Raw genomic sequence first — 24,934 nt, 5'->3', positions numbered from 1 at the left:
AAACTCGCTGCGGAACGGGGAACATAGGAAGCGGCGGACGGGTTTCACGCCAAGCAATGCTGCACCGCGATAAAGCTGCGGTCGGCGCCACGAAAAGGGTCTTCGCCTTGCATCTACTGCCCGACACGCTCGACGCCGGTTCCGCCTATCCGCTGGGCGCGACTTTCGACGGCCTTGGCGTCAATTTCGCGGTCTACTCCGCCAACGCCGAGAAGATCGAGCTCTGCGTCTATGACGAGACCGGTCGGCGCGAGTTGAAACGCTATGCGCTGCCCGAATGGACCGATGAAGTCTGGCACGGTTACCTCCCCGACGCGCAGCCCGGCCTTGTCTATGGCTACCGCGCGCATGGTCGGTACGCACCCGAGGAAGGCCACCGGTTCAACCCGAACAAGCTGCTGCTCGATCCGTACGCCAAGCAGATGATCGGCGAACTCCGCTGGACCGACGCGATGTACGGCTATCAGGTCAAGTCGCCGCGTGCGGACCTGAGCTTCGACAAGCGCGACAGTGCGCTGACGATGCCCAAGGGCGTCGTGACGGACAGCCATTTCGACTGGTCGCGTGACGTGCGACCCAACACCCCCTGGTCCGAGACGGTGATCTACGAAGCGCACGTCAAGGGCCTGACCAAGCTGTTCGACGAGGTCCAGCCCTCCGAACGCGGCACCTTCGCGGCGCTCGGCAACCCCAAGGTGATCGATCACCTCAAGCGCCTCGGGGTGACGGCGATCGAGTTGCTGCCCATCCACACCTATATCCAGGATCGTTTCCTGCAGGAGAAGGGGCTGCGGAATTACTGGGGATACAATACCCTCAACTTCTTCACGCCCGAGCGTTCGTTCTTCGCAGCCGACAGCCATAACGAGCTGCGCCGTTCGATCCGCCGGCTGCATGCCGCCGGGATCGAGGTAATCCTCGACGTCGTGTACAACCATACCTGCGAGGGCTCGGAACAGGGGCCGACGCTGTCGTGGCGCGGGCTCGACAATGCGAGCTATTACCGGCTGGTCAAGGACGATCCGCGCTTCTCGATCAACGACACCGGCACCGGCAACACGCTGAACCTTACCAAGGCGCGCGTCATCCAGATGGTCGCGGATTCGCTGCGCTACTGGGCGACCAGCTTCGGCATCGACGGCTTCCGCTTCGATCTCGGGCTGACGCTGGGGCGGACGGATACCGGCTTCGATCCGGGTGCGGGGTTCTTCGACGTGCTGCGGCAGGACCCGGTGCTCGGCAAGCTGAAGCTGATCACCGAACCTTGGGACATTGGCCCCGGGGGCTATCAACTGGGCAACTTCCCCCCCGGTTTCGCGGAATGGAACGACAAATACCGCGATACGGTGCGGAAATTCTGGCGCGGCGATCACGCGCAGCGGGCCGATCTCGCCGCGCGCCTGACCGGGTCGGCGGATCTGTTCGACCGCCGCGCGCGCCGTCCGTGGGCGAGCGTCAACCTGCTCGGCGCGCATGATGGCTACACGCTGGCCGACACAGTCGCCTATGAGGAGCGGCACAACGAGGCGAATGGCGAGGACAATCGCGACGGCCATTCGAACAACTGCTCGCGCAACTGGGGCGTCGAGGGGCCGACCGAGGATCCGGCGATCCTCGAAACCCGCCAGCGCGTGATGCGCTCGATGCTGACGACGTTGTTCGCCTCGCTCGGCACGCCGATGCTGGTCGCGGGGGACGAGTTCGGGCGGACGCAGAACGGCAACAACAACGCCTATTGCCAGGATAACGAGATCAGCTGGCTCGATTGGGAGAAAGCGAAGTCGCCCGAGGGTGACGCACTGATCGACTTCACATCGCGGCTGATCGCGCTGCGCCGAGACTATCCGATGCTCCGCGCCGGGAACTTCCTGTACGGCGAGGATATGCCGGCCGAGGGTCTCAAGGACATCGAATGGTGGGATGAGCGCGGCCAGCAGCTCACCTCCGAGGATTGGGAGAATAGCAACGGTCGCGCACTCGTGATGCGCCGGGCGTGCGAGCGCGAGTCGGGCGAGGTGCAGGTGATCTCGCTCCTGCTCAACGCCTCGGAGGGTCCGCTGACCTTCCACATGCCGCCGCCTGAGGATGCCGAACGCATTGTCCTCATCGATAGCAGCAAGCCGGATCAGGCCGCCACGCCGATCAAGGACAGCTATGAGATCCCGCCGCAGGGTGCGGCGTTGCTGACATGGACGATCGCGGCGGCATGACCGGCTGGGGACCGACGCTCGAGGCCGATGGGACGACCTTCCGCCTCTGGGCTCCCGACCGCGATCGGGTGACGCTCGAGATAGCCGGCGGCGCGACGGTCGCCATGACCAGCGAGCCTGACGGGTGGTTCAGCGCAAAGGCTCCGGTCGGCGCAGATGAGCGCTACCGGTTCCGGCTCACGGACGACCTGACGGTCCCGGACCCGGCCTCGCGCGCGCAGTCGGGCGGCGTCCATGGCTGGAGCGTCGTCGTCGACCACGCCGCTTATGCGTGGCGCGCGACGGACTGGCGCGGGCGCGCGTGGGAGGAGATGGTCATCCAAGAGGTCCATGTCGGCGCACTGGGCGGTTTCGCGGGTGTCGCAGACCGGCTTCCGGCGATCGCCGCGCTTGGCGTGACGGCGATCGAACTCATGCCGGTCAATGCGTTTGGCGGCACGCGCAACTGGGGCTATGACGGCGTGCTGCCTTATGCTCCGGTCGAAAGCTATGGCACGCCTGAAGCGCTCAAGTCGCTGGTCGACCGGGCGCATGAACTCGACCTCGCGGTGTTCCTCGACGTCGTCTACAATCACTTCGGGCCCGACGGGAACTACCTCGGCGCCTATGCGAAGGGATTCTTTCACCCCGAAGTCGATACCCCCTGGGGCGGCGCGGTCGCGGTCGATCAGGCGCCGGTCCACCGCTATTTCGTCGATAATGCGCTGATGTGGTTGAACGACTATAAGGTCGACGGACTCCGCTTCGACGCGGTCCACGCGATCGAGAATGACGACTTCCTCGACGCGATGGCCGCCGAGCTCCGCGACAAGACCGCGGGCCGCCACGTTCATCTCGTCCTGGAGAACGAAGGCAACGACGCCGAGCGCCTCCACCCCGCGGCGTTCGATGCGCAGTGGAACGACGATTTCCACAATGTGCTGCACGTCCTGCTGACCGGCGAAACCAGTGCCTATTACGCGGACTTCGCCGACCGCCCGGCCGAACGGCTCGCGCGCTGTCTCGGCGAAGGCTTCATCTATCAGGGCGAGGGCTCGCCCAACCACGACGGCAAGCCGCGTGGCAAACCCAGCGCGCATCTGTCGCCGACCGCGTTCGTCGCATTTCTTCAGAACCATGATCAGATCGGCAACCGCGCGATGGGCGAGCGGCTGACGCTGCTCGCCGACCGGCAAAAGCTTCGGGCCGCGACCGCGCTGCTTCTGCTGGGCCCGCAGATCCCGCTGCTGTTCATGGGGGACGAGCAGGGCAGCGAGAGCCCGTTCCTGTTCTTCACCGACTTCCACGACGAGCTCGCCGATGCGGTGCGCGAAGGGCGGCGGAAGGAATTTGCCAAGTTTGCCGCTTTCGCCGATCCTGAAGCGCGCAAGGCGATCCCCGATCCCAACGCGCTTGAGACGTTCGACCAGTCGCGCGCGCATCCCGGCCCGGATGCTGCGACGTGGCAAGCGTTGTACGCCACGCTGCTCAAGATCCGCCACGAGGCGATCATCCCGCGGTTACGCGGCACGACCGCGATCGGGGCGGAACCGATCGGGGAGGGGGCTGTCGTCGCGCGCTGGCGGATGAGTGATGGCGCGATTCTCACCATCACGCTGAACTTGGGGGACGAGGCGGTAGCCTTTCCTGTCATCGAGCCCGCGCCGATCTTCGCGGATGGCGACCCCGGCCAGCCTGGCAGCATCGCGGCCTGGTTGGCGCGATGAGCGGCCTGCACACGCTCGCGACGGCCGCCGGGCTGCAGCGCGACTGGCAGGACGCTGCCGGGCGTCGCCAGACCGTATGCGACGATGCCTTGCGGACAATCCTCGATCGCCTCGGCCATGCATCGGATAGCGACACGCAAATCGCCGACAGCCTCACTGCAATCGAGCGCAGGACGGCCCATGCGCCCCGGTTCCTGTCCGTCGATTGCGGCGACCCGATTGTGCTTCCCGCGACGGCTTCGAGCAGCGCCGAACTGACGCTCGAAGACGGCACGAGGATCTCGCTGCCGGTGGAGAACGGCGCGTTGAAGCCGATCGAGCAGGTCGGGTATCACCGTCTCGCGATCGACGGCACTGAGATCGATCTGCTCGTCGCCCCGCGGCGCTGCTTTACGATCGCGGATGCGGTCCCCGGGCGCAAATGCTGGGCGCCCGCGGTTCAGATCCCCAGCCTTTGCGGGGACACTCGCAACGCTTTCGGCGACTTCGGAACGCTGGCCGATGCTGCGCGTGCCTTTGGCGGCCGCGGCGCCGATGCGCTCGCAATCAGCCCCACGCATGCGCTGTTTCCAGCCGATGCCAGCCGCTACAGCCCCTATGCGCCATCGAGCCGCCAGTTTCTCAACGGCCTGTACGGGACGCCGTCCGCCGACGCGGACGCTTTGGCTGACGTCTCCGCCGATCTGATCGATTGGCAGAACGCGATACCTGCGAAGCTTGCACAGCTTCGCAAGACTTACGCGGAAGAGGTTGCCGACATTGGCGAAAGCCTCGACGCGTTCCGACGAGACGGTGGGGAGGATCTCGAACGCCACGCCGAATTCGACGCCCTCCACGCGCATTTCTTCGCACAGATGGGTGCACGCGGCTGGCAGCAATGGCCGGCCGACTATCATGACCCTGCCAGCCCTGCCGTCCGCCGCTTCGTCGAAGATCATGCCGAGGACGTGGCCTTCTACGCGTTCCTCCAGTGGCGCGCGCGCCGTGATCTGGATGCCGCGCAGACGGCCGCCAAGGATGCGGGCATGGCGATCGGCCTCATCGCCGACCTTGCCGTCGGGATGGACCCAGGCGGCAGCCACGGCTGGAGCCGGCGCGGTGATCTGCTCACCGGTCTGTCGATCGGGGCGCCGCCGGATCCGCTGGGTCCTGACGGCCAAAGCTGGGGCATTACCGGGTTCGATCCGCAAGCGCTTCGCGATACCGGATTCGCCGCATTCATCGCGACGATCCGCGCAGCCCTCGCGCATGCCGGCGGCATCCGTATCGACCATGCCTTTGGCCTGCGCCGCCTGTGGGTCGTACCCGAGGGCGCATCGGCCGCGGACGGCGCGTATCTCGACATGCCGTTCGACGACCTGATGCGGATCGTCGCGATGGAGTCGCACCGCGCCAAGGCGATCGTCATCGGCGAGGATCTCGGCACCGTCCCCGACGGGTTCCGCGAGGCGATGGATGCGCGTGCGATGCTCGGCATGCGCGTCTTGTGGTTCGAGCGTGATGCCGATGGCTTCGTCCCTCCCGCGGAATGGTCGCCCGACGCGGTGGCGATGACCGGCACGCATGATCTGGCGACCGTCGCCGGCTGGTGGAGCGGGCGCGATATCGGCTGGACCTGGGCGCTGGGCCGCACGTCCGAGGCGGTCGACGAAGTCGCAGACCGTGCCGCCCGAGCCGAGGATCGTGACGCGCTGTGGGCCGCGTTCGACACGGGCCGCGATCAACCCGCGGAGGACGACACCGACCCGGTCGCCGACGCGGCGATCGCGCATGTCGCGAGCACGCCCTGCGCGCTCGCCATCGTGCCCGTCGAGGATCTCGCGGGGCTGGTCGAGCAGCCCAACCTGCCGGGCACGATCGACGAGCATCCCAATTGGCGCCGCCGCCTGCCTGACACGACCGAGGCGCTGCTCGACCGCTCCGACGTCACCGCCCGTATCGACGCCCTCAACGCCACGAGACCCGCATGACCCCCCGCGCGACCTACCGGTTCCAGTTCCACGAGGATTTCACCTTCGCCGATGCCGAGGCGCTGGTGCCGTATCTCGACACGCTCGGGATCAGCCATGTCTATGCCTCGCCGATCACGCGGGCGCGGCGCGGGTCGACGCATGGCTATGACGTCGCCGATCCGACCAGCATCAATCCCGAACTCGGCGGCGAGGCTGCGTTCCGGAGCTTGGTCGCGGCGCTCCGTGCGCGCGATATGGGCATCATCATCGATATCGTCCCCAACCATATGGGCGTGGCGGGCGGTGAGAATGACTGGTGGAACGACGTCCTCGCACGGGGCGAAGACAGCGCGTTCGCCCGTTATTTCGACATCGACTGGCGGGAGAAGCTCGTCCTGCCGATCCTCGGCGATCCGCTGGCCGAAACGATCGCGAGCGGCGCCCTGAAGGTCGAGCAGGTCGACGGCCGCTACGTCCTCGAAGCCTATGGCGAGCACCGTCTGCCGCTCCGCGACGAGGACCAGGCGACCGCGGCCACCGCGGATATCGCCGCGCTGGCCGACCGGCAGCATTACCGACTGGCATCCTGGCGCGTTGCCAATGACGAGCTCAACTGGCGGCGGTTCTTCACGATCAACGACCTTGCCGGCTTGCGTGTCGAGGATCCGGTCGTGTTCGACGCGACGCATGCGCTGTATTTCCGCCTCTACGGCGAGGGCCTGATCGACGGCGTCCGCGTCGATCACGTCGACGGACTTACCGACCCCGCGGGCTATTGCCGGCAGCTGCGCACGCGGCTCGACGCGATCACGCGGCCGGCCGACGCACCGCCCGGCCCGGCGTACATCGTCATCGAGAAGATCCTGGCGGACGGCGAGCCGCTCGCTACGGACTGGAGTGTCGACGGTACCAGCGGCTATGATTTCATGGAGCAGGTTGCAGCTTTGCTCCACGCGAGCGGCGGCGCCGAGCCGCTCGCCACCCTCTGGGCGGACATAAGCGGGCGATCCGCGGCGTTCGCACCCGAGGAGCTGCGCGCGCGGCAGGAATTGCTCGCCTGGCAGTTCGATGGCCAGCGCCGCGGGTGCGTCGAGGCGTTCGTGGCCTTGGCGCGCTCGACGCCGGAGTGCGACGGCCTCACGCGCGGCATGCTCGACCGGGCAATCGAGCGCATGCTGTGGGTCTTCCCGGTCTACCGCACCTATGGGACCGGCGATGCCGCCCCCGCAGCAGATGCCGCGATCCGCGAAACGGTCCGCGAGCGTATCGCTGAGTTCGTGCCCCCGGGCGAGGACGCGGTCGTCGACCGGATACTGGCATGGTTGGCGGGCGAGGGACCGGGGGACGCCGGGCTGGCGGCGGAGGCGGTCCGCAAATTCCAGCAGCTGTCCGCGCCGATCGCCGCCAAGGCGGTCGAGGATACCGCCTTCTACCGCTATGGTCGGCTGCTCTCGCGCAACGACGTCGGCTTCGACGCCGGCCGCATGTCGCTGGATATCGCAGACTTTCATGCCGCGATGATCGATCGCGCACGCGACTGGCCTGCGGCGATGCTCGCCACCGCGACGCATGACCACAAGCGTGGCGAAGACGTGCGCGCGCGGCTGGCGGTGCTTAGCGAAGTGCCCGATCTGTGGCGCACGCATGTCGAACGATGGCTGGACCTCGCGCTGCCCTTCACCGACGGGGTGGCGCTGGATGACAGCTATACGCTGCTTCAGACGCTGTTCGGCGCTTGGCCAGAGGGACTCTCTGCGTCAGACACCGGAGGGCTGTCCGACTATGCGGAGCGGATCGTGGCGTGGCAGGAAAAGGCTTTGCGCGAGGCGAAGCTGCGCTCGTCCTGGGAGGCACCGGACCCGGACTATGAAGCGCGCTGCCACGATCTGGCGCGGGCGCTTCTTGATCCCACGCGATCGCGGGTGTTTCTGGAAGACCTGACCGCCGTCGTCGCGACGTTGGCCCCCGCAGCCGAAGCAAACAGCCTCGCTCAAGTCGCGTTGCGCTACACGGTGCCCGGCGTGCCCGATCTGTATCAGGGGACCGAGGCCACCGACCTGAGCCTGGTCGATCCCGACAACCGTCGGCCGGTGGACTATTCACGTCTGCAGGCCAGTCTGGACGGCGACCCGCCGGCGAAGATGGCGCTTATCCAGCGGCTTCTGACGCTGCGGCGCGATCATCCGGCATTGTTCGCGACGGGCGGATACGAGCCCATCGCCGTTACCGGCTCTCGTGCGGATCAGGTCATCGCGTTTAGGCGGGTTAGCGACGCGGCTGTGTTGCGGTGTGTCGTGCCGCTGCGGTCTGCCGAGCGTCACCTCGGCGGGATTGGCGTGCGCGACTGGTGGGGCGATACCGCGCTGGCCTCCGGCGAACGGCTCGCCGATCTGTTCGGCGAGCGTTCTGTCTCGATCGATCTGCTGCCCGCTAACGGCTGAGCGCTCAGCGCCCTGCGAGATAGCGAGCGAGCGGGTCGATCATGTCCTCGGGGATCCGCCGAGCGATGACGGGCATCGTCGACTGCGACTTGCGTGCATCGACTACCGTATCGTCGCCGCGCCAGTTCCGCAGGCGTTGCGCGATGTAGCTCGCGCGCTGGCCGGCGAGCACGGGATAGGGCTTGCCGGCCGCGTGGCAGCTTGCGCAGGCGGGCAGCTGGACCTCGGGCAGGCCTTCGCGATCGATCCGTGCGGCCTCGACGCTGCCCGCGGGCTTGGTCACGCCGATGCCGGGCATTGCCGCGAAACGATCCGCTAGACGCGTCATCTCGGCTGGGCTCAGCGTCGCGGCGGCGTTCGACATTACCGCGCTCTGACGCTTGCCAGTCGCATAGGCCTCGAGCGCGGCTCGGAGATAGGCGGGGCTCTGGCCGCCGAGGACGGGGATGTCGGGCTGGCCGCGGCCCCGGCCGTCGGCGCCGTGACAGCCCGCGCACGTCGCGATCCTTGCGTCGGTCGGCCCTGGTACGTCGGTCAGCGCGCGGTAGGTCGCTGGCGACATTTCGGGCAGCAGCCGGACGAACGCGACCATGTGGCGGACCTCGTCGTCGCGGTCCTTCGCCGCCCAGCCGGGCATGCCGCTGAATTTCACGCCATGCTTGAGGATCCAGAAGAGCTGCTTGTCGGTCCATTCGCGCGCGTTGATCGAAAGATCGGGGGCAGGGGGCGTCGCCGCCTGCATCACCGGCAGCGGGCGCACGCCGGGGGCGCCGTGGCAGGCGGCACAGCTCGCCTTGAACAGGCCAGCCGCGCTGATGACCCCGTCGCGCGCCTTGGGATCGTCAGGCACGGTCAAGGCGGCATGCGTGCGCACCGAGTTGCGCATGGTCCAGTGGAGGAACCAGTCGGTGATCTTCCAATGCCCCGACGAGGCGGCGACGTTGAAAACCCCCGACCAGGAGAATAGCAGCCCCGCCACGATCAGCGCGACGATGGCGGCGGCCGTGCGCGCCCAGGTAATCCGGATCGTCATGCCGCAGCACTCCGTGTCTTCAAAACACCGCCGAGCATCGCGAGCCCGCCGAGAAAATAGCTCGCCGCGCCGATCATCAGCATGACGACGCCGCCAAGCTGCTGGTCCTCGAGCGGATCGAGACCGTGCGACGCCGGGTGCATCGCCATCATGGCATAGAGCGGCCGCGGCGCCAGGCCGATCAGCGCGCCGAGCAGAGTCATATGCATCGAGGTCAGCAGCATCGCCGCGACGCCCGACGCGCGCCGGTCGGTCGCCCCGCCGGCTCGCGTCCCTAGCACCGCGCTCCACAGCAGCAGACCGGCGCCGAGGAAACTCGCCTGCTCGATCAGCAACGCCAGCGGCTGCATGTCGACGCGCAGCCGCAACGCGGGCAGGTGCCACAGCCACACCACGACGAGTTCGACCAGCGACATCGCCAGCGGTGTCACCACCGCCGGCCATCGCTCGGCCGGATCGAAGCGGCTGCCCGCGATGCCGTAAGCGAGGAACGGCGCGGCGACCGCCACCGCGATCATGTGACCCGCCATGTGCCCGACCATACCGAGCGGCGCGGCGGCAAACGCCCAGCCGAGCGGGACCAGCACCGCGCCGAGCACCAAGCTCACGCGTCTCATCGGCAATCGCCGAAGACGATGACCGGCAGCGCGGTGAAGATCACCGCGACGAAGCTCAGGCCTGCGAGCAGCCGGGTCGACAGCGCGAGGAAGCGTAGACGATCGATCGCGGTGCCCTCATCATGCGGCGCAGGGTCGCCCGGCGTCTGCGACTGGACGCGCGCGATATAGCCCGCCGCGACGATCCCCAGCAGCGCGACGATCGTCGCGATCAGCGTGGCCAGCGGAAACCCGTTCAGCGCCGTCCCCGGCGTCGGCGATTTCGCACAGGTGACCGCGACCCACAGATAGCAGAACATGAAATGCACCGCCCAGATCGTCGGCGGGAGGATCAGCGTCCACAACGTGACCTTGAGGTCGCGCGCCCAGTGCTTGCGGTTGTCCTTGGGCGTAGTCATGCGAACCCCGGGAACAGGCCGATCGTGCAGAACGTCACGATACCCGTCAGTGCGAGGAAATGGTGGTACACGGTGATGTTGCGCAGGTCGGCATCATAGACCGGCGTCATCTTGCCCGCGAGGCTGCGCGCAAGCGTATAGGCCTGCATGATCACGCCGATCGCTGCGTGCACCGCGGTCCAGATCGCCAGCGTCCAGACGATCGCCGGATAGACGTGCAGCTCCGGATCCATCCCCGAATACCACGGCCCGGCTAGCCCGGCGAACAGGCTCGACAGCGTCGCTACGATCCCGACGACCAGCAGCGTGCGACCCGCAGCGACGTTGCCGCGGCGATGCACTTCGCGCGCGCCGACCGTGGCTGCCCAGCCGAACAGTGTCAGAGCCAGCGCGACCATCGGCCAGAACGCGCCCGGTCCATCCAGCCCGGCGCCCGTCGGCGGGAAATTGGTGTGGATCGTCCAGAAGAAGAAATAGCCGAAGACGAGCCCCGAAAACGCAGTCGCGTCCGCCATCATCGTGATGAACATCGCCCACCAGCCCGGCGCCGAGGGCCCCGAGGTGTAGAGCGGCACCTCGATCCCGTGGCCGATATGCTTGGTCGGCTTTTCGGGGATCTCGGCGGTCCCGGTCCACAGCCACCACAGCACGCAGGCGAGTGTCGCCACGCCGCTGAGCGCGGACAGTAGATAGAGATGGTAGGTCGTCAGGATGAACACGCCCGCCAGCGCGACCGCAGTCATCATCGGCTTCACGCTGGGCGTGCCGAGGCGGATGACCTGCAATGGTCGTGCGTCGAGCACGGTGGTGATGATCGACTCGCGCCGCATCTCTTCCGCGTCGGGCAGGAAGAAGCGGCCCTCGTCGACCTTCTGGACGAAGTTTTTCTGGTCCCAGATCGGATAGCGGCTCTCGATCAGCGGGACCGAGCGGATGCCCCAATCCTCGTCGTCAGGCAGCGCCAGCCATTCGAGCGTCCCCGCATTCCACGGATTGCGCGGTGCCTTGGCACGACGCGGGGACAGTGCGAGGTCGATGCACACGATAAGCACGCCGAGCGCGAACAGGTACGACCCCGCGGTAGACGCGAGATTGAGCCCGCCGATGCCAAGCTCTTCGGGGTAGGTGAACACCCGGCGCGGCATGCCGAGCAGCCCGGACAGATGCATTGGGAAGAAGGTCAGGTTCATGCCGACGAACATGATCCAGAACGCGATCCGCCCGAGCCTGTCGCTCAACTTCTTGCCGGTGACCAGCGGCCAGTAATAATACAGCCCGGCGAACAGCGGCAGCAACGTGCCGCCGATCAGCACGTAATGGAGATGCGCGACGATGAAATAGGTGTCGTGCGCCTGCCAGTCGAACGGCGCGACAGCGACCATCACGCCGGTGAGGCCACCGATCACGAATACCGCGAGGCTGCCGCTCGCATAGAGCAACGGCGTCGATTTCTTGACGTTGCCCGCCCACAAAGTCGCGATGAAGACGAAGATCTGCACACCGGTCGGGATCGCCACCGCTTCGGAGGCGGCTGCGAAGAAGGCCAGGCTGATCTTGGGCAGACCGGTCGTGAACATGTGGTGGACCCACAGCCCGAAGCTCAGGAACGCGGTGCCGACCGCGGCCAGCACGATCCATGGATAGCCGAGCAGATGGCGCTGCGCGAAGGTCGGGATCAGCATCGCGAACAGCGCGATCGACGGCAGGAAGACGATATAGACTTCGGGGTGGCCGAAGATCCAGAACAGGTGCTGCCACAGCAGCGGGTCGCCGCCATTTTCCGCGTTGAAGAACGGCCAGTTGAGCAGCCGCTCCATCTCGAACAGCACGTCGCCCGCGATCAGCGGCGGAAACGCGAACAGGATCATCACCGCGACGACGAGGATGTACCAGGCGTAGAGCGGCATGAGGTTGAGCCGCATCCCCGGCGGACGGCATTTCAGCACGCCGACGATCAGCTCGACCGCGGCCGCGACCGACGACACCTCGATGAAGCTGAGGCCCAGCATCCAGATATCTGCGCCGAGCCCGCTCAGATCGGTCCGCGTCGTCAGCGGCGGATACATGAACCAGCCGCCATCGGGCGCCGCGTCGAAGAAGATCGATCCGGAAACGAACACGCCGCCGATCAGGAAGCTCCAATAGCCAAAGCCCGACAGTCGCGGGAACGGCAGGTCGCGCGCGCCGAGCAACTGCGGCAGCAGGATGATCGAGACCGCTTCGAACATTGGCACCGCGAACAGGAACATCATCATCGAGCCGTGCAGCGTGAACAGCTGGTTGAACGTGTTCGCGGTCACGAGATCGTTGTTAGGCACCGCCAGCTGCGTTCGCATGATCAGCGCGAGCACGCCCGCGAACAGCATGAAGCCGAACGCGGTCAGCGTGTACCACACGCCGATCCGGTTGTTGTTGACGTCGGTCCAGCGGAAGAACCAGCCCGAGGGGGGCTTCCACACTTCGCGCAGGCGGTCTTCCTGGGCCTTGCGGACCGCGGGATCGTTCTGGTCCGGCGCGACATAAGGGGTGCTCTCGGTGGTCATTTGAGCCCCTGGAGATAGCTGGCGATCTGGTCGGCTTCGGCAGCCGACATTTGCGGGAAGGCGGGCATGCGCACGCCGGGCTTCGTCTTGCCGGGATCGCGGACAAAGCCGGCGATGTTGGCGTGGGTCATTGGCAGGATGCCGGCCGCGAGCGTTGCACGTGACCCGAAATGCGTCAGGTCGGGGCCGATTTTCGCGACCGGGCCGACGCCGCGGACGCTGTGACAGCCGCTACACCCATAGCTGGCGAACAGTCGCGCGCCGGGGGATGCGGTCGGCGTAGCGGGACCCGCCTGTGCGGCAAGCCAGCGCTCGAAGGCGGCGGGCTCCATCGCGACGACGTCGAACGCCATCAGCGCGTGGCCCAGGCCGCAAAACTCGGCACATACGCCGCGATACGTCCCCGCCTTGGTCGCGCGGACGACGAGGCGGTTGGTGCGGCCGGGGATCATGTCCATCTTGCCGGCAAGGCCCGGCACCCAGAAGCTGTGGATGACGTCGGCGCCGCGTAGCGACAGCTCGACGGTGCGGCCGACCGGCAGCCGCAGTTCGTTCGCAGACTCAACGAGTGATCCGCCGGGCGGTGCGTAGCGGATTCGCCACCAGAATTGTTCGCCCTCGACCCCGATCCGCAGATCGGCATTCGCGACGGGGATCGGCCGCATGGCCGGCAGTGCATAGAGCAGCAAGCCGAGCAGCAGGATCGACGGGCCGATCCCGCCGAGCCACAGCACCAGCTTCATCCCGCCCTTGTGCGTGAGCCTACCCTCGGGCGCGCGCATCGCGTGGCGCATGAGCAGCGCGAGACCGGCGGCGAGGATGACCGATCCAACGACCAGCACGATCGCGATCGAGCGCACCTTGTCCGCCTCCTCACCGAACGGGGCGAGCGTCGATTGGTGGCGGTTGCACGCGGCCAATATCGGCAGGCACATCGCCACGGGAAGAAATTTCACCTTCCGCATCATTACCTTGCCACCCTTTGAAGCTGGTCTCCTAAACGGCCGACTTGGGTGGCGGAACCCCGAAAATGACATTTCGTTCATGTTCGGTACGAAACGCTGTCGTATATCCTGGCAGCGGCACATTCGGTCGACGACCAGTGGACCGCTGCGAGGTCAGGGCCGGAGCCCGCGCTCCGGCCCGTGGATCAGGCGGCGAACTGGTTCATCGTATTGTGCACGCCACCGGCTTTCAGTGCGGCCTCGCCCGCGAAATACTCCTTGTGATCGTCGCCCAAGTCGGAGCCCGACATGTTCTGGTGCTTCACGCAGGCGATGCCCTCGCGGATTTCCTTGCGCTGGACGCCCTTCACATAGCCGAGCATCCCGGCGTCGCCGAAATACTCCTTGGCGAGATTGTCGGTCGAGAGCGCCGCAGTGTGATAGGTCGGCAGCGTGATCAGGTGATGGAAGATGCCGGCACGCTTGGCCGAATCCGCCTGGAAGGTGCGGATGCGCTCGTCCGCCTCGTCACCCAGGGGCGTGCCGTCATAGTCGACGCTCATCAGGCGTGCGCGGTCATAGGCCGAGACGTCGCGCCCCGATTCACGCCACGCGTCAAAGACTTGCTGGCGGAAGTTCAGCGTCCAGTTGAAGCTCGGCGAGTTGTTGTATACGAGCTTGGCGTTCGGGATCACCGCGCGGATGCGGTCGACCATGCCGGCGATCTGCTCGATGTGCGGCTTCTCGGTTTCGATCCAGAGCAGGTCGGCGCCGTTCTGTAGGCTCGCGATGCAATCCATCACGCAGCGATCCTCGCCCGTGCCCGCGCGGAACTGGAACAGGTTGGAGGGCAGCCGCTTCGGACGCAGCAGCTTACCGTCGCGGTTGAGGATCACGTCGCCATTCTGCGCGGTGGCGGGGTCAATCTCCTCGCAGTCGAGATACGAATTATACTGGTCGCCCAGGTCGCCCGCCGTCTTGCTGACCGCGATCTGCTTGGTGAGCCCTGCGCCGAGCGAGTCGGTGCGCGTGACGATGATCCCGTCCTCGACGCCCAGCTCGAGGAACGCGTAGCGGCATGCGCGGACCTTCGCGAGGAAGTCCTCATGCGGGACGGTGACCTTGCCGTCCTGATGGCCGCACTGCTTCTCGTCGCTCACCTGGTTCTCGATCTGCAGCGCGCAGGCTCCCGCCTCGATCATCTTCCGCGCGAGCAGGTAGGTGGCCTCTGCGTTGCCGAAGCCCGCGTCGATGTCGGCGATGATCGGCACGACGTGAGTCTGGTGGTTCTCGATCGCGTTGAGCAGGCGCTGCTCCTCGATCGCATTCCCTGCGGCGCGCGCGGTGTCGACGTCGCGGAACATCATGCCGAGCTCACGCGCATCGGCCTGGCGCAGGAAGGTATAGAGCTCCTCGATCAGTGCCGGGACGCTGGTCTTTTCGTGCATCGACTGGTCGGGCAGGGGACCGAACTCGCTGCGCATCGCGGCGACCATCCAGCCCGACAGGTAGAGGTAGCGGCGGTCGGTGGTGCCGAAATGCTTCTTGATGCTGATCATCTTCTGCTGCGCGATGAACCCGTGCCAGCAGCCGAGCGACTGGGTGTAGTTCGCCGGATCCGCATCATAGGCGGCCATGTCCTTGCGCATGATCGCGGCGGTGTAGCGCGCGATGTCGAGGCCGGTGGCGAAGCGGTTCTGGAGCCGCATCCGCGCAACCGATTCGGGCGAGATCGCGTCCCAGGTGCCGTTCTGGTCGGCGATGAGCGTCGTCATCCGGGTGATATGCGTCTGGTAGGTCATGGGCGATCCTTCGCTGCTGCGTTGATCGTCGTGTAGGGTTGTTGACATGGGCGGCGGTGAGGAATCCACGCAGCCACAGGGTGTTGATGTCACCCGAACGGTCTTACCGCTGTCGTAGTGTAAAGAAGATTACAGAGCGCGGTAGTTGAGGCGGGCCAATTAATAAGGGCGCCCGGATTGCTCCGGGCGCCCTCTTGTCAGTCAGCGTCGTGGCGAAGCCACGCCGTCGGTCGTCGCTACTTGCGACGCTGGCCGACAGCGGCTGTGCGCTTTCGCGCACCACTGCCGGCACGGCAGCTCAGCCGCTGTAGTACATGTCATACTCGACCGGGCTAGGCGTCATTTCCCAGCGTGCGACTTCGGCGCGCTTGATCTCGACATAGCTCTCGATCTGGTCCTTCGAGAACACGTCGCCCTTCAGCAGGAAGTCGTGATCGGCGAGCAGGCAGTCGAGCGCCTCGCGGAGCGAACCCGCGACGGTCGGGACCTGCGCGAGCTCTGCCGGCGGCAGGTCGTACAGGTTCTTGTCCATCGCCTCGCCCGGATGGATCTTGTTCAGGATGCCGTCCATGCCTGCCATCATCAGCGCGGCGTAAGCGAGATACGGGTTGGCCAGCGCATCGGGGAAACGCACTTCGACGCGCTTCGCCTTGGGGCCGGTGCCGTACGGAATGCGGCACGACGCCGAGCGGTTGCGCGCCGAATAGGCGAGCAGCACCGGCGCTTCGTAGCCGGGGACGAGGCGCTTGTAGCTGTTCGTCGTCGGGTTGGTGAACGCGTTGACCGCCTTGGCGTGCTTGATGATGCCGCCGATGAAATACAGGCACATGTCCGACAGGCCCGCATAGCCGTTGCCGGCGAACAGCGGGGTCTTGCCTTCCCAGATCGAGAAATGCGTATGCATCCCCGAGCCGTTATCTTCCTTGATCGGCTTGGGCATGAACGTCGCCGTCTTGCCGTATGCGTGCGCGACCTGGTGGACGACGTACTTGTAGATCTGCATGCGATCCGCGGTCTGCGTCAGCGTGCCGAAGGTCAGGCCCAGCTCATGCTGTGCGGCCGCGACTTCGTGGTGATGCTTGTCGCACGGCAGGCCCATCTCGATCATCGTCGAGACCATCTCGCCGCGGATGTCGACCGCGCTGTCGACCGGGGCGACCGGGAAATAGCCGCCCTTGGCGCGCGGACGGTGGCCGAGATTGCCGCCTTCATATTCGCGACCCGAATTGCCCGGCAGCTCGATGTCGTCGATCTTGTAGTAGCTGGTCGAATAGCTGTTCTCGAAACGGACGTCGTCGAACATGAAGAATTCGGCTTCGGGGCCGACATACACGGTGTCGCCAACGCCGGTGGTCAGCAGATACGCTTCGGCGCGCTTGGCAGTCGAGCGCGGATCGCGCGCGTACAACTCGCCGGTCGACGGATCGGCGATGTCGCAGATCAGGATCATCATCGGCGTCGCCGAGAACGGATCGACATAGACCGCGTCGAGATCGGGCTTGAGCGTCATGTCGCTCTCGTTGATCGCCTTCCAGCCCTCGATCGACGAGCCGTCGAACATCAGGCCGTCGGTCAGCTCGTCTTCGCCGATCAGGCTGGCGACCATCGTGAGGTGCTGCCACTTGCCCTTGGGATCGGTGAACCGCAGATCGACCCACTCGATCTCCTGGTCCTTGATCATATTGAGAACGTCGGAGGCCGAATTCGCCATGATGCTTGCCCTTCGTTTTGAGACTTCCACCGCGTGATGCGAGGAATCTAATTGCGGTATGGAACGCGATTTCCACACAATGTTGCGCTGCGTCAAATGACGAAGTCGTCAGTCGTCGTCAACGCCGTATGCGTGAATCTGGACTAGATTGCGTCGTCGTCGCGCTCGCCGGTGCGGATGCGGAGTGCGCTCTCGACCGGGATGACGAAGATCTTGCCGTCGCCGATCCGGCCGGTCTGCGCGGCCGCGGCGATCGCCTCGACGACGCGCTGCGCCAGACCGTCCTCGACGACCACCTCGAGCTTCACCTTCGGCAGGAAGTCGACGACATATTCCGCGCCGCGATACAGCTCGGTGTGGCCCTTCTGGCGGCCGAAACCCTTGGCCTCGGTCACGGTGATGCCGCTAACGCCGATCTCGTGCAGAGCTTCCTTCACCTCATCGAGCTTGAACGGCTTGATGATGGCTTCGATCTTTTTCACAGGTACGCCCCCGGTTGTCGTTGAAAGCCTCGCCCTTGCGGGGGAGCCGTTCGCCCTTCCGGGCGCCTTGCACCAAACGTGCCAGCCGCGGCGCCCTCGGGCAACCACGGAATATCGTTGATTTCACTGCCCGAAATTGCGGCAATCGCTGGGTACGTGCGCAATGCGAGGGCAGGGGTATCGATCACAGGATTTCGTGCAGCCGCGCGATCGGGCGGCCGAGGCGCACGCCTTTGTCGGTCTCGACCAGCGGGCGCTCGATCAGCAGCGGATCGATCATCATCGCGTCGAGGATTACCTCGGCATCGCCGTGCTTGACCGCCTTGGCGCCGTCTTCCGCCATGCGCAGTCCCTGACGCGGCGTCATGCCCGCGCGGTCGTAGAGGCGGATGAGTTCCGCGCGCGACGGGGGAGTCTTCAGATATTCGACGATCGTGACGACCGCGCCGGCATCCTGCAACAGCGTTAACGCCTCGCGGGACTTGGAGCATCGTGGGTTGTGGTAGATCGTCGCCTTCACGAATGCTCCGTCGTCATCGTTTTCGCCCGTCATCCCAGCGAAAGCTGGGATCTCCCCGTTCGCGCCGCATCGCAAACCAAGCGGGATATCCCAGCGTTCGCTGGGATGACGGGTGGGGTGGGGGCAAGCCGCTAGGCTGTTACGCCCCCTGCTTGGCGAGCCACTCTTCCAGCCACTTGATCGTGTACGCGCCTTCCTGGAACTCGGGATCGTCGAGCAGCGCGCGGTGCAGGGGAATCGTCGTCGTGACGCCTTCGATGACCATCTCCTCGAGCGCACGTCGCAACCGCCGCAGCGCGCCCTGGCGGGTCGTGCCGTAGACGATCAGCTTGGCGATCATCGAATCATAATAAGGCGGCACGCGGTAGCCGGCATACAGCCCGCTATCGACCCGGACATGCATCCCGCCGGGTGCGTGATACACCTTCACCAGCCCCGGCGACGGCGCGAAGGTACGCGGGTCCTCGGCGTTGATGCGGCATTCGATCGCGTGGCCGCGGAACTGCACGTCTTCCTGGCGCAGCGTCAGCGGATGCCCCTCGGCGACGCGGATCTGCTCGCGGACGAGGTCGAGGCCGGTGATCATCTCGGTCACCGGATGCTCGACCTGGAGCCGGGTGTTCATCTCGATGAAGTAGAATTCGCCCGCTTCCCACAGGAACTCGATCGTCCCCGCGCCGCGATAGCCCATGTCGGCCATTGCCTTGGCGACGATCCCGCCCATCCGCTCGCGCTCTTCGGCGGTGATGATCGGTGAGGGCGCTTCCTCGAGCACCTTCTGGTGACGGCGCTGCAACGAGCAGTCGCGCTCGCCGAGATGGATCGCGTTGCCGTTGCCGTCGCCGAAGATCTGGAATTCGATATGCCGCGGATTGCCGAGGTATTTTTCCATGTAGACGGTGGCATCGCCGAACGCGGCCTTCGCCTCGCTGCCGGCCTGCTGCATCTGCGTTTCGAGGTCTTCGGCGTCATTGACGACCTTCATGCCGCGACCACCACCGCCGGACGCGGCCTTGATGATCACCGGGTAGCCGATCGATTCGGCGATCGCCTTGGCTTCCGCAATGTCGCTGATCGCACCGTCGGAGCCAGGGACAAGCGGCAGACCGAGCGCGCCCGCTGTGCGCTTGGCCTCGACCTTGTCGCCCATGGTCCGGATATGTTCCGGCTTGGGGCCGACGAACAGGATGTTATGCAGCTCGACGATCTCGGCGAACTGCGCGTTCTCGCTGAGGAAGCCGTAGCCGGGATGGATCGCGTCCGCGCCCGAGATCTCGGCCGCGGAGATGATGTTGGGGATGTTCAGATAGCTGTCGGTGGCCGACGGCGGTCCGATGCAGATCGCCTCGTCCGCGAGCCGGACGTGCATCGCATCGGCGTCCGCGGTCGAATGGACCGCTACCGTCTTGATGCCCATCTCATGGCAGGCACGGTGGATCCGCAGCGCGATCTCGCCGCGGTTCGCAATGAGCAGCTTCTTGATTTGCGGCATTATTCCACCACGACCAGCGGCTGATCGAACTCGACCGGCTGGCCGTTCTCGACGAGGATCGCGGTGACCGTGCCGGCCGAGGGCGCGACGATCGTGTTCATCACCTTCATCGCTTCGATGATCAGCAGCGTGTCGCCCGCATTGACCTTCTGGCCGACCGTCGAGAACGGCTTGGCCTCAGGGTTGGCGGCGAGATAGACGGTGCCGACCATTGGCGACTTGACCGCGTTCGCGCTGGTCGCGGGGGCCGACGCGCCGACCTCGGCCTGCGGGATCGCCAGCGGGGCGGAGACGGGAGCCGCCGCGGGGGCGGGTGCGTAATGCGCGACGGGCGCGGCCTGCGCGGCCTTACGCGCGACGCGGATCCGGCGCGAGCCGTCCTCGACTTCGATCTCGGTCAGCTGCGTGGTGTCGAGCAGTTCGGCGAGCTGGCGCACCAGGGTCACGTCGACCTGCATTGCGCCGCTGTTTTCGGTTGTATCGTTCATGGCGGGGCCTCCTGTCAGAACCGTGCGACGGCTTCAAGCGCAAGCAGATACGAAAGCGCGCCGAAACCCGCGATCGTGCCCTTCGACGCCTGCCCGACCAGGCTCACATGCCTGAACGATTCGCGGGTGTGGGGATTGGAAAGATGCACTTCGATCACCGGCGTCTTCACGCCTTTGATCGCGTCATGGACCGCGACCGAGGTGTGCGTGAACGCGCCGGCGTTGAGAATCACCGCCTTCGCACCGCGTGCCTGCGCCTCGTGGATCCAATCGACGAGGTGCCCCTCGTGATTCGACTGCCGCATGTCGATCGTCAGGTCGAGTTCGCGGGCGCGGTCCTCGAGCATCCCGGCGATATCGTCGAGCGTCTCGTCGCCATAGATTTCCGGCTCGCGCGTCCCCAGCAGGTTGAGGTTGGGGCCGTTCAGGACGAATATCGTATCGGGCAAGGTCGGCCTTTCGGTTGCGGGCGCTGTAGAGCGGTCTCTATATGCGCGTCACGCCATTCCTTACAGGCCCGTCTCGCGACAAGTCGAGCGGCGCCTTCGCTGTATAGTGGATCACATATCTATGCCCCATTCCGATGGCACTGTTTCGATCACCGTCAACGGCGAGCACAAGCGCGTCACCGCCGGGCTCTCGCTGGCTGGACTCGCAACCGAACTCGGCCTCGTTCCCGAGAAGATCGCAGTCGAGCGCAACATGGAAGTGGTACCGCGCTCGACGCTGGCTGACGTCATGGTCGAGGACGGCGACGACCTCGAGATCGTGCATTTCGTGGGCGGTGGGGACCATGTGGACAGCTGGACCGTCGCGGGGCAGACGTTCACGTCGCGGCTGATCGTCGGGACCGGCAAGTACAAGGATTTCGCGCAGAACGCCGCCGCCGTCGAGGCATCGGGCGCGGAGATCGTCACCGTCGCCGTGCGCCGCGTCAATGTGTCGGATCGCAACGCGCCGATGCTGACCGACTTCATTGATCCCAAGAAGATCACGTATCTGCCCAACACGGCGGGGTGCTTCGACGCCGAATCGGCGATTCGCACGCTGCGCCTGGCGCGCGAGGCGGGCGGCTGGGAGCTGGTGAAGCTCGAAGTGCTCGGCGAGGCGAAGACGCTCTATCCCGACATGGTCGAGACGCTGCGCGCAACCGAGATCCTGGCGAACGAGGGCTTCAAGCCGATGGTCTATTGCGTCGACGATCCGATCGCCACCAAGCGGCTGGAGAATGCGGGAGCAGTCGCGATCATGCCGCTCGGCGCGCCGATCGGCTCGGGGCTGGGCATCCAGAACCGCGTTACGATCCGGCTGATCGTCGAGGGGGCAGGGGTGCCCGTGCTGGTCGATGCGGGCGTCGGCACCGCGTCGGATGCGGCGGTCGCGATGGAGCTCGGCTGCGACGGCGTGCTGATGAACACCGCGATCGCCGAGGCGAGGGATCCGCTGATGATGGCGGCGGCAATGAAGGCCGCGGTCGAATCGGGGCGGCTTGCCTATCGGGCTGGTCGAATGGGGCAGCGGCGCTATGCGGATCCGTCGAGCCCGCTGGCCGGGCTGATCTGATCGCGCCCCTGGCAAACCGGGTCATGACGCAATCGTCACGGAACCCGTGATAAAGACGGCCGTTATACCTTCACAAGTTCAGAGCGGCACGACTGGCGTGACGCGAAACAGATGGAGGCTCTGATGGGCGAATTCACCGACAAGGTCGCAGCAGCAGGCAACAAGGTCGCAGGCAACGTCAAGGAAGCCGTCGGCAAGGCAACCGATAATGACCGCCTGGTAGCCGAAGGTGAAGCGCAGCAGGCCAAGGGCACTGCGCAGAACGTCAAGGGCAGCGTCAAGGGCGCACTCGGCGACGACATCTAAACTTTGGGCTGATTTAGGAATATTGGCCGCTTCGGGTTACCGGGGCGGCCTTTTCTTTGTGCATCAGTCGGGGCGCTGGGTATCAACTAACACTGTCATCCCCGCGCAGGCGGGGATCCATAATCCATGCCCTCCCGATAGACCCGAACTGTTAGCCAGTATGGGTTCCTGCCTCCGCGGGAATGACGAACGGATGGTATGGCTTGCCCAACCCGCTAACCTCCCTCACGAGCACCCTATGACCTTCCCCACCCGTACCTACGCCGGGTTCCTGTTCGACATGGACGGGACGATTCTCACCTCGATCGCGTCGGCCGAGCGCACCTGGACCAAATGGGCGATCGCGCACGGCCTCGACGCCGCGACGTTCGTGCCGACGATCCACGGGGTGCAATCGGTTGAGACGGTAAGGCGGCTTGGCCTTCCCGGTGTCGATCCGGTCGCGGAGGCCGCGGCGATCACCGCGGCCGAGATGGAGGATGTGGGCGACATCGCGCCGATCGCAGGCGCCGCGGCGTTCCTCGCCAGCCTGCCGCCCGAGCGCTGGACGATCGTGACCTCGGCGCCGCGCGCGCTTGCCGAAGTCAGGTTGAAGGCCGCAGGTCTGCCGGTCCCCGCGACGATGATCGCCGCCGACGACATTCCGAACGGGAAGCCTGCGCCGGACTGCTTCCTGGTTGCCGCCGAGCGGCTCGGTGTCGCGGCCGGGGATTGCCTGGTGTTCGAAGACGCCGCAGCGGGGATTGCCGCGGGGGAAGCCGCGGGGGCGGACGTTCTGGTCATTACCGCCACGCACTCGCACGGGGTAGTGACGGCGCATCCGACCGTGGTCGATTATGTCGGGCTGTCGATAGCGACCGGCGAGGATGGCCTCGTCGTCACACGCGACTGACCTATCCGCCACGCGGCCTCCAACCGTCCGTCATCCTGACGAAAGTCAGGATCCAGAGTGACAGTCTGCGCCGCTCGTGGCTCTGGATCCTGACTTTCGTCAGGATGACGGAGCAAGAGGCGTCCAGGGTCTTAAAACAGCCCTTCGATCAGCCCCGCGTCGTTCAGATGAATCGCCTCGGCCGCCGGTACACGCGGCAGGCCCGGCATGGTCATGATCTCGCCGCAGATCGCGACCACGAATCCCGCCCCTGCAGCAAGCCGCACTTCGCGGACCGGCACGATGTGGCCGGTCGGCGCGCCGAGCAGCGCCGGGTCGGTCGAGAAGCTGTACTGCGTCTTGGCAAGGCACACGGGCAGGTGGCCATAGCCCGCCTCCTCCCACCGCTTGAGTTGCGCGAGCACGCTCGGATCGGCGACTGCATGCTCCGCGCGATAGATTCGCCGCGCGACCGTATCGATCTTGTCGAACAGCGACAGCTCGTCGCCATAGATCGGCGCGAACCCGCCGCCATGCGTCTCACAGATCTCGGCGACCGCGTCGGCCAGCTCGACCGCGCCCGCGCCGCCTTCGGCCCAATGCCGGCACAGGATCGCGCGCGAGCCGTGCTGTGCGGCGGCCTCGACGATCGCGGCGATCTCCGCATCGCTGTCGGTGTAGAAATGGTTGATCGCGACGATCGCGGGAACGCCGAACTGGCGGATATTCTCGATATGACGCACGAGGTTGACTGCCCCTTTGCGCACCGCCTCGACATTTTCATGCGCGAGATCGGCCTTGGCGACGCCGCCGTTCATTTTCAGCGCGCGCGCGGTAGCGACGATCACGACTGCGTCGGGCGCGAGGCCCGCCTGCCGGCATTTGATGTCGAAGAACTTCTCCGCGCCCAGATCGGCGCCGAACCCGGCCTCGGTCACGACGTACTCGCCGAGCGACAGCGCCGCGCGCGTCGCGATCACCGAGTTGCAACCATGCGCGATGTTCGCGAATGGACCACCGTGCAGGAAGGCGGGCGTGCCCTCGAGCGACTGGACGAGGTTGGGCTTGATCGCTTCCGCCAGCAGCACCGCCATCGCGCCGTCCGCCTTCAGGTCGCGCGCGGTCACCGGCTGGCGGTCGCGCGTATAGGCGACGACGATGTCGCCCAGCCTGCGCTCCATGTCGGCCAGATCGTTCGCCAGGCACAGGATCGCCATCACTTCGGATGCGACGGTGATGTCGAATCCGGATTCGCGAGGGAATCCGTTGGCGACGCCGCCGATCGACTGGACGATATCGCGCAACGCCCGGTCGTTCATGTCGAGCACGCGCCGCCACACCACGCGCCGCACGTCGATCTGGAGCGCGTTGCCCCAGTGGATATGGTTGTCGATCATCGCCGCGAGCAGATTATGCGCCGCCGTGATCGCGTGAAAATCGCCCGTGAAGTGAAGGTTGATGTCCTCCATCGGCGCGACCTGCGCGCGACCGCCACCCGTCGCGCCGCCCTTCGTCCCAAAGCAGGGCCCGAGCGAGGGCTCGCGCAGTGCCAGCACCGCCTTGCGGCCGGTATGGCGCAGCGCATCTGCGAGGCCGATCGAGGTGGTCGTCTTGCCTTCGCCCGCAGGCGTCGGGTTGATCGCGGTGACGAGGATCAACCGCCCCTTCGCGCCGCCCTGGCGCGTCTGGAGCCAGTCGAGTGCGATCTTCGCCTTGTAGCGGCCGTACGGCTCGATCGCCGCATCGGGGATGCCGAGGTCGTCCGCGACAGTGGCGATGGGGCGCAGGGCGACGCTGCGGGCGATGGCGATATCGGTGTCCATGCCGCCTGCCTAGCGAGGCTGTGCTCGGGATT

Annotated in this window: 20 protein-coding genes; 7 read left to right on the top strand and 13 right to left on the bottom strand. The window is 66.0% G+C overall.

Annotated elements, in window-relative coordinates; translation table 11 throughout:
* The first annotated feature begins 107 nt into the window (after nt 1-107).
* From glgX to treY, 4 genes are read left to right on the top strand one after another with little or no spacing between them, the layout of a single operon-like run.
* Entirely contained in the window at nt 108-2,210 is a 2,103-nt protein-coding gene (glgX, locus tag EV283_RS11770; protein ID WP_242615934.1) for a glycogen debranching protein GlgX, read from the top strand.
* A complete protein-coding gene (gene treZ, locus EV283_RS11765) occupies nt 2,207-3,916 on the top strand; it encodes a malto-oligosyltrehalose trehalohydrolase (RefSeq protein ID WP_130325542.1) in 1,710 nt (569 codons plus the stop codon). The genes glgX and treZ overlap by 4 nt, the downstream gene beginning before the upstream one ends.
* Complete coding sequence (gene malQ, locus EV283_RS11760) at nt 3,913-5,886, top strand: 4-alpha-glucanotransferase (protein WP_130325540.1); 1,974 nt, start codon at nt 3,913-3,915, stop codon at nt 5,884-5,886. Before treZ ends, malQ begins: the two co-directional genes overlap by 4 nt.
* On the top strand, nt 5,883-8,309 hold the full coding sequence (treY, locus tag EV283_RS11755) for a malto-oligosyltrehalose synthase (RefSeq protein ID WP_130325538.1): 2,427 nt from the start codon (nt 5,883-5,885) through the stop codon (nt 8,307-8,309). Before malQ ends, treY begins: the two co-directional genes overlap by 4 nt.
* 4 nt (nt 8,310-8,313) lie before the next feature.
* Here the strand turns inward: treY and EV283_RS11750 are convergent, their stop codons facing one another.
* The 12 genes from EV283_RS11750 to aroQ all read right to left on the bottom strand — a co-directional run bounded on the left by EV283_RS11750 (nt 8,314) and on the right by aroQ (nt 20,788).
* Entirely contained in the window at nt 8,314-9,342 is a 1,029-nt protein-coding gene (locus EV283_RS11750) for a c-type cytochrome (protein WP_130325536.1), read from the bottom strand.
* Nucleotides 9,339-9,959 (bottom strand): cytochrome c oxidase assembly protein, encoded by a 621-nt coding sequence (locus tag EV283_RS11745; protein ID WP_130325534.1) that lies wholly within the window; start codon nt 9,957-9,959, stop codon nt 9,339-9,341. Before EV283_RS11745 ends, EV283_RS11750 begins: the two co-directional genes overlap by 4 nt.
* Nucleotides 9,956-10,357 (bottom strand): hypothetical protein, encoded by a 402-nt coding sequence (locus tag EV283_RS11740; protein WP_056415095.1) that lies wholly within the window; start codon nt 10,355-10,357, stop codon nt 9,956-9,958. The genes EV283_RS11745 and EV283_RS11740 overlap by 4 nt, the downstream gene beginning before the upstream one ends.
* Nucleotides 10,354-12,900, bottom strand: a complete 2,547-nt coding sequence (gene ctaD, locus EV283_RS11735) for a cytochrome c oxidase subunit I (protein ID WP_130325532.1) — start codon at nt 12,898-12,900, stop codon at nt 10,354-10,356. Before ctaD ends, EV283_RS11740 begins: the two co-directional genes overlap by 4 nt.
* Nucleotides 12,897-13,865 carry a cytochrome c oxidase subunit II gene (locus tag EV283_RS11730; RefSeq protein ID WP_130326090.1) on the bottom strand — a complete coding sequence of 323 codons (969 nt, stop codon included), beginning with the start codon at nt 13,863-13,865 and terminating at the stop codon, nt 12,897-12,899. The genes ctaD and EV283_RS11730 overlap by 4 nt, the downstream gene beginning before the upstream one ends.
* A 185-nt stretch (nt 13,866-14,050) precedes the next feature.
* Nucleotides 14,051-15,646: an isocitrate lyase gene (locus EV283_RS11725; protein ID WP_130325530.1), complete on the bottom strand. Its 1,596-nt coding sequence runs from the start codon at nt 15,644-15,646 to the stop codon at nt 14,051-14,053.
* 298 nt (nt 15,647-15,944) lie between these two features.
* Nucleotides 15,945-17,357 (bottom strand): type I glutamate--ammonia ligase, encoded by a 1,413-nt coding sequence (glnA, locus tag EV283_RS11720; RefSeq protein ID WP_056475362.1) that lies wholly within the window; start codon nt 17,355-17,357, stop codon nt 15,945-15,947.
* 143 nt (nt 17,358-17,500) lie between these two features.
* Entirely contained in the window at nt 17,501-17,839 is a 339-nt protein-coding gene (locus EV283_RS11715) for a P-II family nitrogen regulator (protein WP_055875939.1), read from the bottom strand.
* A gap of 184 nt (nt 17,840-18,023) precedes the next feature.
* On the bottom strand, nt 18,024-18,359 hold the full coding sequence (locus EV283_RS11710) for an arsenate reductase family protein (RefSeq protein WP_130325529.1): 336 nt from the start codon (nt 18,357-18,359) through the stop codon (nt 18,024-18,026).
* Between the two features lie 139 nt (nt 18,360-18,498).
* Nucleotides 18,499-19,851: an acetyl-CoA carboxylase biotin carboxylase subunit gene (gene accC / locus EV283_RS11705; protein ID WP_130325527.1), complete on the bottom strand. Its 1,353-nt coding sequence runs from the start codon at nt 19,849-19,851 to the stop codon at nt 18,499-18,501.
* Entirely contained in the window at nt 19,851-20,339 is a 489-nt protein-coding gene (gene accB, locus EV283_RS11700; protein WP_130325525.1) for an acetyl-CoA carboxylase biotin carboxyl carrier protein, read from the bottom strand. Before accB ends, accC begins: the two co-directional genes overlap by 1 nt.
* A gap of 14 nt (nt 20,340-20,353) precedes the next feature.
* A complete protein-coding gene (aroQ, locus tag EV283_RS11695) occupies nt 20,354-20,788 on the bottom strand; it encodes a type II 3-dehydroquinate dehydratase (protein ID WP_130325523.1) in 435 nt (144 codons plus the stop codon).
* 121 nt (nt 20,789-20,909) lie between these two features.
* Here aroQ and thiS point away from each other — a divergent pair, with 121 nt between their 5' ends.
* From thiS to EV283_RS11680, 3 genes are all read left to right on the top strand, one after another.
* Complete coding sequence (thiS, locus tag EV283_RS11690; protein ID WP_130325521.1) at nt 20,910-21,902, top strand: sulfur carrier protein ThiS; 993 nt, start codon at nt 20,910-20,912, stop codon at nt 21,900-21,902.
* A gap of 123 nt (nt 21,903-22,025) precedes the next feature.
* Complete coding sequence (locus EV283_RS11685; RefSeq protein WP_055875955.1) at nt 22,026-22,208, top strand: CsbD family protein; 183 nt, start codon at nt 22,026-22,028, stop codon at nt 22,206-22,208.
* Nucleotides 22,209-22,446: 238 nt separating this feature from the next.
* Nucleotides 22,447-23,100, top strand: a complete 654-nt coding sequence (locus EV283_RS11680) for an HAD-IA family hydrolase (RefSeq protein ID WP_130325519.1) — start codon at nt 22,447-22,449, stop codon at nt 23,098-23,100.
* A gap of 131 nt (nt 23,101-23,231) precedes the next feature.
* Here the strand turns inward: EV283_RS11680 and EV283_RS11675 are convergent, their stop codons facing one another.
* Nucleotides 23,232-24,902, bottom strand: a complete 1,671-nt coding sequence (locus EV283_RS11675; RefSeq protein ID WP_130325517.1) for a formate--tetrahydrofolate ligase — start codon at nt 24,900-24,902, stop codon at nt 23,232-23,234.
* Nucleotides 24,903-24,934: the final 32 nt, after the last annotated feature.

The organism is Sphingomonas sp. BK036 (assembly GCF_004216825.1).
Classification (GTDB): Bacteria; Pseudomonadota; Alphaproteobacteria; order Sphingomonadales; family Sphingomonadaceae; genus Sphingomonas.
The sequence above is the reverse complement of the archived record's forward strand: the minus strand, read 5'-3'. Positions and strand labels throughout refer to the sequence as shown.